General features: G+C 72.8%; 15 protein-coding genes. 7 read left to right on the top strand and 8 right to left on the bottom strand.

What is annotated here, in order from left to right:
- The first annotated feature begins 125 nt into the window (after nt 1–125).
- From ABT092_RS25005 to ABT092_RS24995, 3 genes are read left to right on the top strand one after another with little or no spacing between them, the layout of a single operon-like run.
- Nucleotides 126–1,685 (top strand): sodium:solute symporter family protein, encoded by a 1,560-nt coding sequence (locus tag ABT092_RS25005; protein WP_351247561.1) that lies wholly within the window; start codon nt 126–128, stop codon nt 1,683–1,685.
- A 3-nt stretch (nt 1,686–1,688) separates the two neighbouring features.
- Complete coding sequence (locus ABT092_RS25000; RefSeq protein ID WP_351247559.1) at nt 1,689–2,360, top strand: sigma-70 family RNA polymerase sigma factor; 672 nt, start codon at nt 1,689–1,691, stop codon at nt 2,358–2,360.
- Nucleotides 2,357–2,644 carry a hypothetical protein gene (locus ABT092_RS24995; protein WP_351247557.1) on the top strand — a complete coding sequence of 96 codons (288 nt, stop codon included), beginning with the start codon at nt 2,357–2,359 and terminating at the stop codon, nt 2,642–2,644. The genes ABT092_RS25000 and ABT092_RS24995 overlap by 4 nt, the downstream gene beginning before the upstream one ends.
- On the opposite strand, the gene ABT092_RS24990 is transcribed toward ABT092_RS24995, so the two are convergent.
- Nucleotides 2,614–3,474 carry an N-formylglutamate amidohydrolase gene (locus ABT092_RS24990; protein ID WP_351247555.1) on the bottom strand — a complete coding sequence of 287 codons (861 nt, stop codon included), beginning with the start codon at nt 3,472–3,474 and terminating at the stop codon, nt 2,614–2,616. The two genes, ABT092_RS24995 and ABT092_RS24990, sit on opposite strands and share 31 nt — an antisense overlap.
- A gap of 231 nt (nt 3,475–3,705) precedes the next feature.
- On the opposite strand from ABT092_RS24990, the gene ABT092_RS24985 reads away from it, so the two are divergent.
- Together ABT092_RS24985 and ABT092_RS24980 are read left to right on the top strand one after the other, a co-directional pair.
- Nucleotides 3,706–4,503 (top strand): SAM-dependent methyltransferase, encoded by a 798-nt coding sequence (locus ABT092_RS24985; RefSeq protein ID WP_351247593.1) that lies wholly within the window; start codon nt 3,706–3,708, stop codon nt 4,501–4,503.
- Nucleotides 4,504–4,625: 122 nt separating this feature from the next.
- Nucleotides 4,626–5,111, top strand: coding sequence for an FxLYD domain-containing protein (locus ABT092_RS24980; protein WP_351247553.1), 486 nt, complete (start codon nt 4,626–4,628; stop codon nt 5,109–5,111).
- On the opposite strand, the gene ABT092_RS24975 is transcribed toward ABT092_RS24980, so the two are convergent.
- A complete protein-coding gene (locus ABT092_RS24975) occupies nt 5,105–6,637 on the bottom strand; it encodes a serine/threonine-protein kinase (RefSeq protein WP_351247551.1) in 1,533 nt (510 codons plus the stop codon). The genes ABT092_RS24980 and ABT092_RS24975 overlap by 7 nt on opposite strands.
- Nucleotides 6,638–6,797: 160 nt before the next feature.
- On the opposite strand from ABT092_RS24975, the gene ABT092_RS24970 reads away from it, so the two are divergent.
- A complete protein-coding gene (locus ABT092_RS24970; RefSeq protein WP_351247549.1) occupies nt 6,798–7,385 on the top strand; it encodes a GNAT family N-acetyltransferase in 588 nt (195 codons plus the stop codon).
- Here ABT092_RS24970 and ABT092_RS24965 read toward each other — a convergent pair.
- Nucleotides 7,361–7,876, bottom strand: coding sequence for a GNAT family N-acetyltransferase (locus ABT092_RS24965; protein WP_351247547.1), 516 nt, complete (start codon nt 7,874–7,876; stop codon nt 7,361–7,363). The two genes, ABT092_RS24970 and ABT092_RS24965, sit on opposite strands and share 25 nt — an antisense overlap.
- A 540-nt stretch (nt 7,877–8,416) precedes the next feature.
- Between ABT092_RS24965 and ABT092_RS24960 the strand changes: the two genes are divergently transcribed.
- Nucleotides 8,417–10,726: a chitinase C-terminal domain-containing protein gene (locus tag ABT092_RS24960; protein ID WP_351247592.1), complete on the top strand. Its 2,310-nt coding sequence runs from the start codon at nt 8,417–8,419 to the stop codon at nt 10,724–10,726.
- A gap of 124 nt (nt 10,727–10,850) precedes the next feature.
- Here the strand turns inward: ABT092_RS24960 and ABT092_RS24955 are convergent, their stop codons facing one another.
- The 5 genes from ABT092_RS24955 to ABT092_RS24935 all read right to left on the bottom strand — a co-directional run bounded on the left by ABT092_RS24955 (nt 10,851) and on the right by ABT092_RS24935 (nt 16,058).
- Nucleotides 10,851–11,843 (bottom strand): nuclear transport factor 2 family protein, encoded by a 993-nt coding sequence (locus ABT092_RS24955; protein ID WP_351247545.1) that lies wholly within the window; start codon nt 11,841–11,843, stop codon nt 10,851–10,853.
- A gap of 136 nt (nt 11,844–11,979) precedes the next feature.
- The gene (locus ABT092_RS24950) at nt 11,980–12,822 is read right to left on the bottom strand and encodes an ABC transporter ATP-binding protein (protein WP_351247543.1); all 843 of its coding nucleotides are present in this window, start codon (nt 12,820–12,822) and stop codon (nt 11,980–11,982) included.
- Nucleotides 12,819–13,907, bottom strand: a complete 1,089-nt coding sequence (locus ABT092_RS24945) for a FecCD family ABC transporter permease (RefSeq protein WP_351247591.1) — start codon at nt 13,905–13,907, stop codon at nt 12,819–12,821. The genes ABT092_RS24950 and ABT092_RS24945 overlap by 4 nt, the downstream gene beginning before the upstream one ends.
- Nucleotides 13,908–13,978: 71 nt before the next feature.
- Nucleotides 13,979–15,001, bottom strand: a complete 1,023-nt coding sequence (locus ABT092_RS24940) for a FecCD family ABC transporter permease (protein WP_351247541.1) — start codon at nt 14,999–15,001, stop codon at nt 13,979–13,981.
- Between the two features lie 10 nt (nt 15,002–15,011).
- Nucleotides 15,012–16,058 (bottom strand): iron-siderophore ABC transporter substrate-binding protein, encoded by a 1,047-nt coding sequence (locus ABT092_RS24935; protein ID WP_351247539.1) that lies wholly within the window; start codon nt 16,056–16,058, stop codon nt 15,012–15,014.
- Nucleotides 16,059–16,111 lie beyond the last annotated feature (53 nt).

Raw genomic sequence — 16,111 nt, 5'->3', positions numbered from 1 at the left:
GCGCACGCGAAGGGGCGGACCGGCCGGCACGGAACCGGGGCACAGCGACCCGCCGCGTTCCGGGATCGACGACGACCGCACCCCTCCCGGGAACGGGTGCGGCATTTCGGCAGGAACGAGGGACGATGGTGGAAGGCGGCACGCTCGTCGCGTTCCTCGCCGTCGTCGGCGCCTCCTCGTCGCTCGCCGTCGTCGCCCGCCGCTTCCGTCCCTCGGGACGGCTGCCCTCGCTGGAGGGCTGGGCGCTCGCCGACCGGGGCTTGGGGACCGGTTGGTCCTGGCTGCTGATCGGCGGCACCTTCTTCACCGCCTACACCTTCACCGCGGTGCCCGGACTCGCCTACGGCAACGGTGCGGCGGCCTTCTTCGCGCTGCCCTACACCCTCATCGCCTGCCCCCTCGCCTTCGTGCTGCTGCCCCGCCTGTGGGCCGTGTGCGCCCGCAACGGGTACGTCACGGTCGCCGACTTCGTCCGCGGTCGGTACGGTTCCCCCGGACTTGCCCTCGCCGTCGCCCTCACCGGCATCCTCGCGACCATGCCGTACCTGGCACTGCAACTCCTCGGCATCCGCGCCGTCCTGGCCGCCACCGGGGTGGACACCGAGCACCCCGCCGTCGACCTCGTGATGGTGGCCCTCTTCGCCGGGCTGGCCCTCGCCACCTTCCGGTACGGGCTGCGCGCACCGACCGTCATCGCCGCTCTGAAGGGGGTCGCCGTCTTCGTTTCGGTCGTCCTCGCGGTGTGGCTGGTCCTCGCCGACCTCGGCGGTCCGCGAGGACTCTTCGAGCGGGCCGCCCGCTTCATGGAACCGACCCCGGGCACCGGGAGCACGGCCCTGCTCCTCGCCCCGCACCAGCAGGCGGCCTTCGCCTCGCTCGCCCTCGGCTCCGCCTGCTCCGCCCTGATGTACCCGCACCTGCTGACCGCCGTCTTCGCCGCCCGCAGCCCCGGCACCCTGCGCCGGGTGACCCTCGCCCTGCCCGCGTGGATCGCGGTCCTCGCCCTCTTCGGGCTGCTGGGCCTCGCCGCCGCCGCCGAGCGGATCCGGGTGACCGCGGGGGGAGCCGAGGCGGCCGTGCCCCTGCTGGTGGACCGGCTGATGCCACCCCCGGTCGCGGGGCTCGTCTTCGGCGCCCTCACCGTGGGCGCCCTGGTGCCGGCCGCGGTGATGTCGGTCGCCGCGGCGACCTCCTTCGTCCGCAACGTGTACGTGGAGTACGTCCACCCCACCGCGACCCCCAAACGCCAAGTGCGGATCGCCCGTTGGGTCTCCCTCATCGCCAAGGTGGCGGCCGTCGCCTTCGTCTTCGGGCTGCGCGACCAGGCCGCGGTCAACCTGCAACTCCTCGGCGGCGTGTGGATCGTCCAGACCTTCCCCGCCGTCGCGGTGGGCCTGTACACCAACCGGCTCCATCCGCGGGCCCTGCTCACCGGCTGGGCGGTCGGCATGGTCCTCGGCACCTGGCTGGTGGTCGACCAGGGCTTCTCCCCGGTCGTGCCGCTCGGCCCCACCGGACACACCCTGGAGATCTACGCGGGCCTCGCCGCGCTCCTGCCCAACCTGGTGGTCGCCGTGGCGGCCACCTGCGTCCTCCAGCGGTCCGGCGCCGCCCGTGGCAGCGACACCACCGCACTCCCGCCCGGCCTGGCCTCCAGGCGCCGCCCCGGAACAGGAGCGAGCTAGCCCATGAGACGGACGAGACGATCCGACCGTGCCCTGACCCTCGCCGAGCCCGGACCGGCCGTCGAGGTCCCCACCGCGGCTTCGCCGCCCGCGGTGCCCACGGGCAGGGACCCGGCCGTGCCACCCGCCGGCCCGGCAGCGTCCGGCCCACCGGGGCCGCCCGGCGGCGACCCCGGGGACGGCGACCGGGACCTCGCCCTGGCCGGACTCTTCGGGGAGCACTACACCGCCATGCTGCGGCTGGCCACCCTGCTGGGCGCCGACGACCCGGAGAACATCGTCGCGGAGGCGTACTACCAGCTGTACCGCCGCTGGCGCCGGCTCCGCCACGCGGACCGCGCCGAGGCGTACCTGCGGTCGGTCGTCTGCAACCTCACCCGGATGCGCATCCGGCACCTCCAGACCGTGCGCAGGCACACCGAGACCCCGGTGCCCGGCAAGGACCCGGTGGCCTCGGCCGAACACCACGCACTGCTCCAGGACGACCAACGCGTGCTCATCGCCGCGGTGCGGCAACTGCCGACCCGTCAGCGCGAAGCACTCGTGCTGCGCCACTGGATGGGGTTGAAGGAGACGGAGATCGCCGACGCCATGGGCATCTCGCCGGGTTCGGTCAAGACCCACACGGCACGGGGGATCGCCGCCCTCACCAAGGCCATGGAGGCCCGCAGATGAGTGGTCCCGACACCGAGCGGCGACTGCGGGAGGCCCTGGAGGCCGTGGCGCGCGAGGTGCGCCCCGCCCCGGACGCCTACCGCACCGTGCGCGGCGCGTGGCTGCGCCGCGAGCGAAGGCGCCGACTGCTGCTCGCGGTCCTGATCGCCGTGGTGTTCGCGCTCGCCACCCTGGCCGGGTTGTGGGTGCTCAACCACGCACCGGCCACCCCGGGGGTCATCTTCAACGACCGCACCAGCCCCGGACCCACCTCCTACGCACCGCCGGTAGCCCCCGGCAGTTGAGTGCCGCCGGCCGCGACCCACGCGTGGACCCCGTCGACCAACGCGGCCAACGCACCGCCCAGCGCATCGAGCCCGGGGCCCGCCGCACCCCCGGGCTCCGTCATGTACAGGTCCCGCCGGATCTCCACCATGAGCGCGCTCACCCGGGCGTCCCGCCCGTAGTGCGCCATCGGCACGTACGTCCCGGCGAAGGGGCTGTTCAGGCCGCACCCGCCGAATCCCGCGAAAGCCGTCCCGGCCAGCGCGGTCAGGGCGCCCGGGGTGTGGAAGGCGTCGGTGCCCAGACAGACCGGCGGACGCCGCCCCTCGCCGTGCAACTCGTAGGGGAGCGCGGCGGTCGGGTACGAGTGGACGTCGATGATCACGGCCCGGCCGGTGGCGGCGAGCCGGTCCGCCACGGCGGCCCGCATCGCCTCCGCGTACGGGTGGAAGTACCGGTCGAGGAGCGGCGCCGGGTCGAACCCCTCGGCCCGTAGCGCGGCGCGGTGGGTGGTCCGGGTGTAGACCGCGCCCATGCCGACCGCCGCCATCTCCTCGCGTTCGTCGGGGAACCGCTCCGGGTCCACCACCAGCCGGGACAGCCCGTTCACGAACCGCCACGGAGCGGTGGCGCCGGCGGCCACGGCGCGGGCCGCGATCCGTGCCGTGTGCGCGTCCGTGATGCGGTCGAGTTCCCGCGCGAGTTCCGCGTCGTCCAGGAGGAGGTCCGCGCGGACGTCCGGCGGCACCGCCCGCGAGGAGTGCGGGACGTGCAGGACCACCGGCGAGGACGGCGCGCCGGGGTGCAACCGGAACGGGGCGGCTCGGCCGCCCGGAGAAGCGGAGGACATGCCCTCACCCTGCCACGCCCCCGACCGGCGCCATCCGCACCCGCCGGGGGCGGTCCGGCCCGCACACGGAACCGGCGAACGACCCGGCACCGTGCCATACTGGCCAAATCGCAAGCCCGTACGCCCACTTGATCGGTGGAACGCCGGTGTCCCACCCGGCGCGGCGGCGCCGAACGCCTCACCGGTCGACTCACGTTCCTGGAGGGGGACTTCGTGCCCGACCGTGATTCGATGCGCGCCGCAGCGGAGATACGTGCGCGGATCGACACCACCAAGCCGCACTCGGCACGCTTCTGGAACTACTTCGTGGGCGGCAAGGACAACTACGAGGTCGATCGGCAGATCGGCGACCAGATCAAGGGCATCTTCCCGGAGCTGGAGGACGTGGCCCGCACCAGCCGGCACTTCCTCCAGCGGGCCGTGCACCATCTGGCCGGGGAGCTGGGGATGCGCCAGTTCCTCGACATCGGCACCGGGCTGCCGACCGCCAACAACACCCACGAGGTGGCCCAGCGGGTCGCCCCCGAGGCCCGGATCGTCTACGTCGACAACGACCCGCTGGTGCTCACGCACGCCCGTGCCCTGCTGACCAGCACCGAGGAGGGCCGCACCGACTACCTCGACGCCGACCTCCACCGGCCCGAGGCCGTCCTGGAGGCGGCCCGGGCCACGCTGGACCTCGACCAGCCGGTCGCGCTGATGATCCTCAACACCCTCGGCCACGTCACCGAGTACGACGAGGCGCGGTCCCTGGTCACCAGACTGCTGGCCGGACTGCCCTCCGGCAGCCATCTGGTGATCTGCGACAGCACGGCCACCAGCCCGGGCATGATCGCGGCCTCCGAGGCGTACAACGCGAGCGGCGCCGTGCCCTACCACGTGCGGTCCGCCGAGGAGCTCACCGGCTACTTCGACGGCTTGGAGGTGCTGGAACCCGGCGTCGTGCCGGTGACCCGCTGGCGCCCGGAACCCGGCAGCAACGGGGACCCGCGGATCGACGCCTACGGGGGAATCGGCCGCAAGCCCTGACGCGCCGCCCCGGCCGGCCTCCCGTTCGCCCGTACGGCGGCCGTGGAGGTGCGGGGCGACCCCCCGCCGCCTTCACTGTCCGTGTACGGGACGGGACCACCCCCACGGTCGGGAGGCGACAGGTGAACGGGCACGTCGGACGGAGCGTCATCGGAACCGCCCTGCTGGTCGGGTGCGTCCTCGGCGGCGCGGCCGGCTGTTCGGACGGGGGCTCACCGTCCAGCACCGTCTCCCAGGCGGCCTCCGCCGGGGCGGACCTCGCCTCCCGGGCCGCCGAGGCCGCCGCTTCGGCGGGCGCCGCGGTCGAGCGGCAGTTCGACGAGATCGCCGACGGGGTGGACGCCCGCGACGAGGTGGACCTCGCCGGCCAGGCCACCGACGCGGACGGCCGCACCACCGTACGGGTCACCGCCCGCAACACCACCCAGAGCACGAGGTCCTTCGTGGTGCAGGTGACCTTCGACGACGCGAACGGCAACCTCCTCGACACCGTCGCGGTCACCGTGTCGGACGTGCCCGCCGGCGGTACCGGGGAGGCCACCGCACGCAGCAACCGCACCCTGTCCGGTGAGGTGCGCACCCGGGTCGAGCGGGCCCTGCGCTACTGACGACCCGTCCCCGCTCGGTCACGGGTGCACCGGCTGCCCGGTTGGACGCCCCGGTCGGTCGGGTAGCACTGGAGGACGAAGTCCGAGGTGCGGTCGCTGACGTACCGCCCCACGCAGGTGTCCCGGGTGACGAGCCCCTTCTCCCGGCAGTAGGCGACCGCCTCCCGGCCGTCGGCGAAGCCCGGCCGGTAGAACACCCAGTAGCCGGGGCGCAGCGAGGCGAAGGCGTCGCTGTCGAGGAACCGGACGTCGGTGACCCCCTTGGCCCGCAACTCGGCCGCCTGTCGGTCACGGGCCTGCTCACCGAGGGTCTTCTCGACCGAGGCGAGCTGCGCCACCCAGGTGTCGGCCGGCCCCGACCCCAGCGAGGGGGGTGAGGTGGGGGCCGGGGTCCGGGGCGGCGGCACCGTGTTCTGCGCGGGGACGCGGTCGTCGTCGGCGGTGGCGGACGGGCGCGCCGCCGCTTCGGGCCGCCCTCCGTCCTCCGGGCGCAGGCCGACCACCAGGGCCGCGGTGGCCGCCACTGCCACGCCCAGGGACACGGTGGCCACCACCAGCGGCACCCGGGAGCGTCGGGCGGGGCGGGGTTCGTGCCGGGCCGCCGTCGCCCCCTCCCGGCCGCCCACCGTCGAGACGTCGGCAGGCCGCCGGGCGGTGACGGTGGCCTGCGCCCACTGGGGCTCCCGACCCCGCTCCACCTCGGCGAGCAGGGCGTCCAAACGGGTCGGGTCGGGGCGTTCGGCGGGGTCACGGACCAACAACGCGGAGAGCACCGGGGCCAGGTGACCGGCGCGCGCGGGCGGCGGCACCGGGTCCTCCAGCACGGCGGTGAGCGTGGCGAGGGTGGTCGTCCGACGCAGCGGACTCGTTCCCTCCACCGCCGTGTACAGCACCAGCCCCAGCGACCACAGGTCGGCGGCCGGAGCGTCCTCGGCGCCGCGGATGCGTTCGGGGGCCATGTACTCGGGCGAGCCGACGACCTCACCGGTGAGGGTGAGCGTCCCCGCGTCCGGCAGGGCGGCGATGCCGAAGTCGGTCAGCACCGCCGAACCGTCCTCGCGCAGCATGACGTTCGCCGGCTTGACGTCCCGGTGGTGGATGCCGACGGCATGCGCGGCGCACAGGGCCGACAGCACCTGACGGCCCAGGCGGGCGGCTTCGGCCGGGGCCAGCGGACGGTCCGCCGTCCGGTCCTGGAGGGTCCGACCCGGCACGAGTTCCATCACCAGCCACGGCTGCGGAAGCTCGTCCGTACCGGGCGCTGGAAGGGGTTGCACGATCTGGTGGATCGTCACCACGTGGGGATGGCGGACGCGGGCGAGCGCCCGGGCCTCCCGCAGGACCCGCTCGCGCGACACCGCGCTGCCCTGGGCGGAGAGGGTCGGGGAGGAGGCCCGGACCTCCTTCAGCGCGACCTCGCGCCCCAGGACCGCGTCCCGCGCCCGCCAGACGGTTCCCATGCCGCCGGCGCCGAGGCGTTCGAGCAGTTCGAACCGATCGTCGATGATGTCACCGGGCGCGCCCACCGTTCCCCCTCCGAGCGGGTGATGTCCCCGGGTCAGGGTAGTTGGCCCGTCGGGGCCGGCCAACCGGAACGCCGTGGTTCGGGGGAACGGGGCGCCCGGGGACAGAGGCGCTCCGGGAAGCCGGTTGCCGGCTCCGGTGCCCCCGCCGGATGATCGCCGCATGTCTGCCTTCCCCGCCTTCGACGAGTCCTCCTTCACGATCCGACCGGTGCGGTCGACGGAACTGCCGGCGCTCCAGGAGATCGAACGCGCTGCCGGCCGTCCCTTCGCGGAGGTCGGCATGCCGGAGGTCGCCGAGGACGACCCGCCGGCCCTCGACGACCTCGCCCGCCACGCCGCGCGCGGCACCTGCTGGGTGGCGGTCGCCCGCGGCACCGGGGACCCCGTGGCGTACCTGATCGCGGAGCCGGTGGACGGCCGTCTGTTCCACGTCGAGCAGGTGTCCGTCCATCCGAGGGCGGCGCGGCGGGGCGTGGGCCGGGCCCTGATCGACCATGCGGCGGCCCGTGCCGCCGTCTCGGGCGCCGTGACGCTGACCCTGACCACCTTCGCCGAGGTGCCCTGGAACGCCCCCTACTACGCCAGGATCGGCTTCCGGGTGCTCGCCGAGCACGAGTTGACTCCCGGTCTGCGGGAGATCCGGGCCCACGAGACCGCCCAGGGACTCGACCGGTGGCCGCGCGTGGTGATGGCGCGGCCCGTGGCGGTCGGCAGCGATCGGCCTCAGATGCCGAAGGGCTCCGCATAGCGGACCACTCCGCCGGGCAGCGGGTCGCCGGGGGTGAGGGCGAGCGCCATCAGGGCCTCGTCCGGAACGTCGATCGACACGCTGATCCCGTGGGCGGAGGCCCGCTCGAAGCCGAACCTCGGGTAGTACTCCGGATGGCCGAGGACCACCACGAACCGTTCGTCCAGACGGGCCGCAGCGGCCAGTGCGGCACGGACCGCGGCGGCGCCCGCCCCGCTCCGCTGGAGGTCGGGGAGCACGGCCACCGGGCCGAGGCAGAGGGCGGGGGCCGCCCCGATGTGACACCGCGTCAGCAGTGCGTGCCCGACCGGCGGGCCGTCGGCCTCCGCGGCGACCAGCGACAGCCCGTCGATCCAGGCGGGGTCGTTGCGCAACGCGTCCACGAGGTCCGCCTCGGCGGAGGTCTCGAAGGCCGCGAGGTTGATTCCGCGGACGGCGGCCGCGTCCGCCTCGGTCTCGACGCGGGTGGTCCAGTGACGGTGGCTGTTCATGCGCGTGTGGTCCGCTTCCTCAAAGTGGTACGGGGTGGGCACGGTTCCCCGCGCATGTTCTCACCCCCGGGCCCCGGTCCGCGCCCGCATTCCGGGTGGGTTCCCGGTGCCGGCCCCACCGGTCGGTGGGGCCGCCCGCGATGAGACTTCTCTCAGCCGGTGTTCCGTGGAGTGATCATCGGGGTTATGGTCACCGAGGCCACACCGCGCGGTGCCCGTCGAACGGATGGGGGAGGGGAAGCGCCGTGCCGGGGTCGCGCACCGGACCGCCGTGTTCGGCCGGTGTGCTCCTGAGCAAAACCGCCATAAAGGTCCAGACCTATTGACCCTCCTGGTCTAGTCCTTTTAAGGTCTGGCCACTGCGTCACCCCAGCTTCCAACGACGCACTCCCTCCGTTCTTCTCCGGCTCCGTGACATCCAGTCACGGGGTCGACGCGTCCACCCCAGACGCGCTTTGCGCATGACCGCGGCCCCCGTCGGCCGCGGACCCCCACCAGGAGGATCTGAACGTGCTGTCTTCCCAGCGGGCCAAACCGGCGATGTTCGCCGCCGGTGCGGTCGCGATCGGCGCCATGCTGGCCGGAACCCTCACTTCCGGTGTTTCGCAGGCCGCCTCCCAGGAGAACTGTCGCCCCGAGGGGCTGTACTCCACGCCCGGCGTGGACGTCCCGTACTGCTCGGTGTACGACACCGAAGGCCGCGAGAAGATGGGCGCGGACCACCAGCGCCGCATCATCGGCTACTTCGCCAACTGGCGTACCGGCAAGGACGGGCGACCCGCCTTCCTCGCCCACCAGATTCCGTGGGACAAGATCACCCACATCAACTACGCCTTCGCGGCCATCGACGCCAACAACAAGATCAGCGTGGGCGCCGACGGACCCGAGAACTCCTCCACCGGGATGACCTGGCCGGGCGTCGCGGGTGCCGAGATGGACCCGTCGCTTCCCTACAAGGGCCACTTCAACCTGCTCAACAAGTACAAGAAGCTGCACCCCAACGTGAAGACGCTGATCTCCGTGGGCGGTTGGACCGACACGGGCGGCTTCTACAAGACGGCGACCAACGCGGACGGTTCGGTCAACGAGGCGGGCATCAACACCTTCGCCGACTCGGCCGTCGACTTCATCAAGAAGTACGGGTTCAACGGCGTCGACGTCGACTACGAGTACCCGACCTCGATGAAGGACGCGGGCAACCCGAGCGACTGGCCCGAGGCCAACGCCCGGCGCGCCGGCCTCATGAAGGGCTACGCCGTCCTCATGAAGGTCCTGCGCGAGAAGCTGGACCGCGCGGGCGCGGCGGACGGCAAGCACTACATGCTGACCGTGGCCGCCCCCTCCTCCGGCTACCTGCTGCGCGGCATGGAGACCTTCCAGGTGCAGAAGTACCTGGACTACCTGAACATCATGTCGTACGACCTGCACGGCACCTGGAACGAGCACGTCGGTCCCCAGGCCGCCCTGTACGACGACGGCAAGGACTCCGAGCTGGCCGGCGCCAACATCTACGGCACCGCCCAGTACGGCGGCATCGGCTACCTGAACACCGACTGGGCCTACCACTACTTCCGCGGCTCGATGCCGGCCGGCCGGATCAACATCGGCCTGCCGTACTACACGCGCGGTTGGAAGAACGTCCAGGGCGGCACCGACGGGCTCTGGGGCAAGTCGGCCGCCACCTCCTGCCCGCCCGGTTCGGGTCTGACCAAGTGCGGTGACGGCGCCGTCGGCGTCGACAACGTCTGGCACGACAAGGACACCAACGGCAAGGAGTCGCCCGCCGGGTTCAACCCGATGTGGCACGCCAAGAACCTGGAGAAGGGCATCGTCCCGGACTACCTCTCCAAGTTCGGTCTCCCGGCCGACACCAAGCTCACCGGTCAGTACGTCCGCAAGTACGACTCGACGCTCGTCGCGCCGTGGCTGTGGAACGCCGAGAAGAAGGTCTTCATCTCCACCGAGGACGAGCAGTCCGTGGGTGCGAAGGCCGACTACGTGGTCGACAAGGGCCTCGGCGGCACGATGATCTGGGAGCTGGCCGGCGACTACGACTGGAACGCCACCAAGGGCCAGTACGAGCCGGGCTCCACGCTGACCAACCTGCTCTACAACAAGTTCAAGGCCGCCAGCGGCTACGGCGCCAAGAAGTCGAACATCGCGATGCCCACCGAGGCCGTCAAGGTGGACGTGGACTTCGGCGGGTTCAAGCTGGGTGACCAGAACTACCCCATCACCCCCAAGGTGAAGATCACCAACAACACCACGGCGACCCTGCCGGGTGGCACCGAGTTCCAGTTCGACTACGCGACCTCGGCGCCGAACAACGCCAAGGACCAGTCCGGGTTCAACACCTCGATCGTCCGCAGCGACCACACGGGTCCGAACGTCGGCGGCCTCAAGGGCGACTTCCACCGGGTCGCCATGAAGCTCCCGGCCTGGCAGTCCCTGGCCCCGGGCGCCTCGGTCGAGCTGGACTTCACGTACTACCTCCCCGTCTCCACCCCGTCCAACTGGACGGTGAAGATCGGTGACAAGACCTACGGCATCGCGAGCGACCTGAACCGCGGCACCACGGTCGTCGAGCCGAGCACCGGTACCACCACGGGCGGCACCGGGGGTACCGGGGGTACCGGTGGCACGGGTGGCACTGGGGGCACGGGCGGCACCGGTGGCAGCACCACCGGCGGCACCTGCACCGCTCCCGCCTGGAGCGCCGCCTCCGAGTACGGAACCGGCACCACCGTCAGCCACCAGGGCAAGCAGTGGAAGTCCAAGTGGTGGACGAAGGGCGACGAGCCCGGCACCACCGGCCAGTGGGGCGTCTGGCAGGACCTGGGCGCCTGCTGATCACCGACTGATCGCCGTTCGACCGGACCCGGCGGCACGGACCCGTTCCGTGCCGCCGGGTCTTCGGCGTGCGGCCCGGGATCCGGGCCCCTCCGACCGCAGCCCCCTGCGCACATCCGGGTGATCAGCCGAAGATGCGCCCCCGCAGCGCCCTGATCCGGTCCTGGGTGGCGACCAGGTCCAGCGTCTCGAACGCGAGGTTCCAGTCCGTGCCGCCCGTGGCGTTGCGGCTGAACCGCTCCACGATCCCGTACGTCATCGGCACGGGCTCGCTCCCGTCCGGGCTCACCCGGGCCGTACCCACCCACTCGCGGTAGGTGGCGCCGCCACGGTGCACGGTCTCGCCCGGCGCGAGGTCCAGTCGGTGCACCCGGCTGAAGAACCTCTCCAGGTAGGCCCTGGCTTCGGCCCTCCCCGTCAGGGGCGCCGTGAGCCCGGGGCCCGTCAGGCGCAGCGGACCCCGCACGTCGTCGACGAGGCGATGCGCGTCCCTGGTGTTCCACGCCCGGGCCCGCTCCCCGGGGGAGAGCGGTCGCCCGTGCCGCGGGCCCCTCGCGGTGGTCGGCGCGGTGTCGAAGCCCGCGAACAGGTCGGGCAGCGTCGGCTCCAGCGGACGGAACAGCTCGGACTGGTCCCAGAACCGTCGCCCCTCCGCCACCAGGGCCCCCCGGAGGACCAGCCGGTGGGTGGTGACGTAGTCGATCCGGGTCCTGGACGGACCCACGTACCCGGTGTTGCGGGCCTTCACGAACAGGACCCGGCCGTCCGCCGAGGCGTGCGCGTCGACGGGGACGAAGCGGTACCGGTCGACCACCTGGGTGACCCGGGTGATCTGCGCGCGGATGGCCACCGCGGTGAGCGGTCGGTCCAGACCCGAGTCCATCAGGGTGCCGCCCTCGGCGAACAGGTTCATGTACGCCTCGATGTCGGAGGTGTCCTCCCCCCAGGCGCAGTACGCCCGCAGGAACCGTTCGGCGTCGGCGGGAAGGGGCGCCTCCCGTGCCGTGCCGGCGGCGGTGACGGCGGGGCAGGCCGACTCGGGGGCGGAGGCGTGGGCCGCCCCCGGGCCCAGGGACAGCAGGGTGGCGGCGGCGGTGGCGACGAGCAGGGAACGCATGCGCGGCACGGGGCACTCCGATCGGTCGTACGGATCCGGTCGGGGCCGAGGACGGTCGACTCCCCGGCCCCCGAACGGAGTCTGTCCGGCCGCGAGCGGCGCCGCGATGACCCGCCGGGTCATCGCGGTGGGGCCGTCACCCGTCGGTGCGCGGTCGTGGACGGGGGATCAGGTGCGGGGCGCCGGTGTGCGGGTGCGGGATGACGTCGCAGGTCAGGCCGAACACATCCGCGACCAGGCCCGGGTCGAGGACCTCGCCGGGAGGACCCTGCGCCACGATCGCGCCTTCCTTGAGCACGATCAGATGGGTGGCGTAGTGCGCGGCTTGGTTGAGGTCGTGCAGCACGGCGGTGATCGCTCGCCCCTGCCGATGGAGCCGGGCGCACAGCTCCAACAGGTCGTACTGGTGGGCCACGTCCAGATACGTCGTCGGCTCGTCCAGCAGGACGTGCCGGGTGTCCTGGGCCAGGATCATCGCGATCCACGCCCGTTGACGCTGCCCACCGGAGAGGGCCGCCGCCGGGCTGTCCGCCAACTCCGTCAGCCCGGTGTCCCGCAAGGCCGCCTCGATGTGCCGGTCGTCGTCCGGCGTCCACTGGCGCAACAGCGTGTGGTGCGGATGGCGACCCCGTTGGACGAGCGCCCGCACCGTGATCCCGGCCGGTGTCTGCGGGTTCTGCGGCAGCAGGGCGACCTGGCGCGCGAACCGCTTGCCGCGCATGCCCCCGACGTCGACCCCGTCGAGGGTGAGACGGCCGCTCTCCGGCTTGAGGACCCGCGCGAAGGCCTTGAGCAGCGTCGACTTGCCGGACCCGTTGGGCCCGATGATCGCGGTCAGCCCGTCGGTCGGCAGGTCCACGTCGACTCCGCGCACCACGGGGCGGCCCTCGTAGGACAGGGTGAGGTCGCGGGCCGACAGCCCGGGAACGGACGTCGCGGCCGGCCCGGTGGCCCCGGAGACGGCGGGCTGGGAGGTCACAGGGTGCCCTTCTTCCATTCGCGGACGAGCAGGTAGCCGAGGTAGATCCCGCCCAGGGCCATGGTGTAGATGCCGACGGGCAGGTCGTCGGTGAGCGGCAGTTGCTGGGCCGCGAGGTCGGCCAGCACCAGCAGGGTCGCTCCGGTGACGGCGGACACCACGATCCGGGGCCCTGGTGCGGGCGCCAGTCTGCGGGCGATCTGCGGGGCGGTCAACGCGATGAACGCGATGGGTCCCGCGACGGTCACCGCGCCGGCGGCCAGGGCGGTGGACAACACGGCGGCGGCGGTGCGGGTGCGCCGCGGTTCGGCGCCCAGGGCGGTGGACAACTCGTCGCCCATCTCCCCGAGGGTGAGCCCCCGGGAGAGGAACAGCGCCCCCGGGACCACCACCAGCAGCAAGGCCCACACCGTGCCGGCGTCGGTCCAACTCCGAGTGGCCAGGCTGCCGTTGAGGTAGGCAGTCAGGACCGTCGCCTGGTCGCGCTCCACCGCGTACACCACGTACTGGGTCAGGGCCGCCGTCAGCGCCGCGACCCCGATGCCGGCCACCACCAGACGGCCCGGGTCACGGAAGCCCGTCCCGGTCGCCAGGTACACCACCACCATGGCCAGCACCGCGCCGACCAACGCACCGAGCGACACCGGGGTCGCGGGAGCCAACAGCGCCACGGTCGCGGCTCCCGCCCCGGCGCCGCCGCTCACCCCGATCACATCGGGACTGCCCAGGGGATTGCGGGTCACGGACTGGAACAGGGTGCCCGCGACCGCGAACGCCGCTCCCGCACCGATCGCGGTCACCAGCCGCGGCCCGCGCAGCCGGTTCACGACCAACCCGTCCATGCCCTCGGCCCCGCCGGTGACCGCGGCCGGCAGGTCCGCCAGGGGGATGCCGAGCCGCCCGAGGCAGAGCGTCGCGGTGCCCGCCACCACCAGCAGGGCCAACAGGCCCGCCACCACCAGCACCGCACGTCCGTCCACCGGGAGGGCGACGACCCGCCCGACCCGGAGCAGACCGGTCGGGCGCGCCGCGGGCGCGACGCTCACCGGACCGGCCGGCGCGTTCGGCAGACCATCGGCCTTCATCGTCCACTCCTCGTCGGTGCCCGCGTCCGCCCCGGGACGACCGGGCGGGTGCGGCAGGTCCGTCCGACCGCTCACAGCGCGTGCCTCGTCCGACGCAGGGTCACCAGCAGCGCGGGCGCCCCCACGAACGCGGTGACCACGCCGACCATCAACTCCTGGGGGCGCAGCAGCACGCGGCCCACCACGTCCGCCACCAGCAGCAGCGTCGGCCCCACCAGCACGGCGAGTGCGATCTGTCCGCGGTGGTCGGCTCCCACCAACCCCCGCACCACGTGCGGGACCGCGAGCCCCACGAACGCGATCGGCCCCGCCGCGGCCGTGGCCGCCGCGGCGAGCAGCACCGCGGCCCCCCAACCGAACGCCCGGGTCAGCGCCGGGTTGGCGCCCAGGGAGGTGGCCGACTCGTCGCCGAGGGCCAGGGCGTTGAGCCCGGGTGCGACCAGGACCGCGATCAGCAGGCCGACCCCCGCGAACGGCAGCACCGTCCACAGCACCTCGTAGTCCCGGCCGCCGAGCGCCCCGACCACCCAGTAGCGGTAGTCGTCGAAGGTCTCCGGCCGACTCAGGGTGATCGCCTGGACGTACGCCATCAGCACCGCGGTGAGCACCGCACCGGCGAGCACCAGGCGCACCGGACTGGCGGACGCCCCGCTGAAGCCGATGGCGTGCACCAGCAGTCCGGCCACCAAGGCCCCGGGCAGCGCCCACCACATCGCGGAGGCGGCCCCCGTGGCACCGAGGAAGGCCGTGGCGGTGACGACCCCGGCCGCGGCCCCCGTGTTGACCCCGAGCAACCCCGGCTCCGCCAGCGGATTGCGGGTGATGCCCTGCATCAGCGTGCCGCACACCGCCAGGCACACCCCGACCAGCACCCCGAGCAGGGTGCGCGGATAGCGGCTCTCCACGACGGTCGTCACGTGCTCCCCGGCGTCCCCGGACAGCACGTCGAGGACGTCGCCGGCACTGGTGTGCATGCTGCCGAACATCACACTGGCCGCCATCGCGGCCACCAGCAGCAGAGCGCCCGCCACCAAGCAGGACGCCAACCGCAGGGCGCCCGCACGGCGGACCGGAGGTCGGGCCGTGGTCGTCATCGAGTCGGCCCTACTTGCCGGACTTCTCGATGGCCTCGTCGATCAGCGGCAGGTAGCGCTCGATGCTCCACGGCACGGTCAGCGGGTTGATCATCGAGGAGGCCGTCACGAACGGGTTGTCCACCCCCGCGACGACCGCACCCTTCTTGATCGCCGGAATCGCCCGGTACAACTTCTGCGCCTCGATCTCCTTGCGGTTCTTCGCATCGGAGTAGAACGTGAAGATCAGGTCGCTCTCGGCCAGCTGGTGCCCGTTCTCCAACCCGATGAGCGCGGAGTCGGTCCCCTCGACCTCCTTGAAGGTGTCCGCCACCGGGTCGGCCTTCAGGCCCAGCGAGGAGACCACGGCGACCCGCTGCTCCTCGGTGCGGAACACGCCGAGCGTGCCGGGGCCGGTGTTGTAGACGTACGAGAAGGTGTGGTCCTTGTACTCCGGGCGGCTCGCCGCCGCCTTCGCGAACGTCTTCTCGATGTCGCCGATGAGGTCCTTGCTCCGCTCGGGCGCGCCGAGCGCCCGGGCGACGATCTCGATCTGCTCGTCCCAGTTGGTGCTCCACGCCTTGCCCGGGTAGGCGACGGTCGGGGCGATGTCCTTGAGCACGTCGTACTGCTTCTGCGTCACCCCGGACCAAGGCGCCAGGATCACGTCCGGCTCCAACTCGGCGATGGCCTCGATGTCGAGGTTCTCCCCGCCGGTGAACTGCTTCGGGAGCGTGTCGCCCTTCTTCTTGACGGCCTCGTGGATCCAGGGCATGTACCCGGTCCCGTCGCTGCCCCACTCGTACCGTTCCATGCCGACCGGGGTGTGGCCCAGGGCGATGGCCGTCTCCGTGGAACCGTGCCCGAGGGTGACGATCCGGCGGGGCCGTTCGGTGATCTCGGCGGTGCCCAGCGCGTTCTTGATGCTGACCGGGAACGCCCCCTCGCCCTGCTTCCCTCCGGACGCCTTCGGCTCCTCCTCCTCGGAGGAGGAGCACCCGGTGAGGGCGAGGACGAGGGCGGCGGCCGGGACGAGGGCGAGCGCCCGCAGGCCCGAGCGGGCGGAGGTGGAGAGCATGGGGGATTCCTCTTGTCGGACGGCAGGGCGCGGCGACGGACGCGCCGGCACGG

Source organism: Streptomyces sp. NPDC002490, from assembly GCF_040296045.1.
GTDB lineage: Bacteria > Actinomycetota > Actinomycetes > Streptomycetales > Streptomycetaceae > Streptomyces.
Note: the sequence above shows the minus strand (reverse complement) of the source record. Positions and strands in the feature narration are given on the sequence as shown.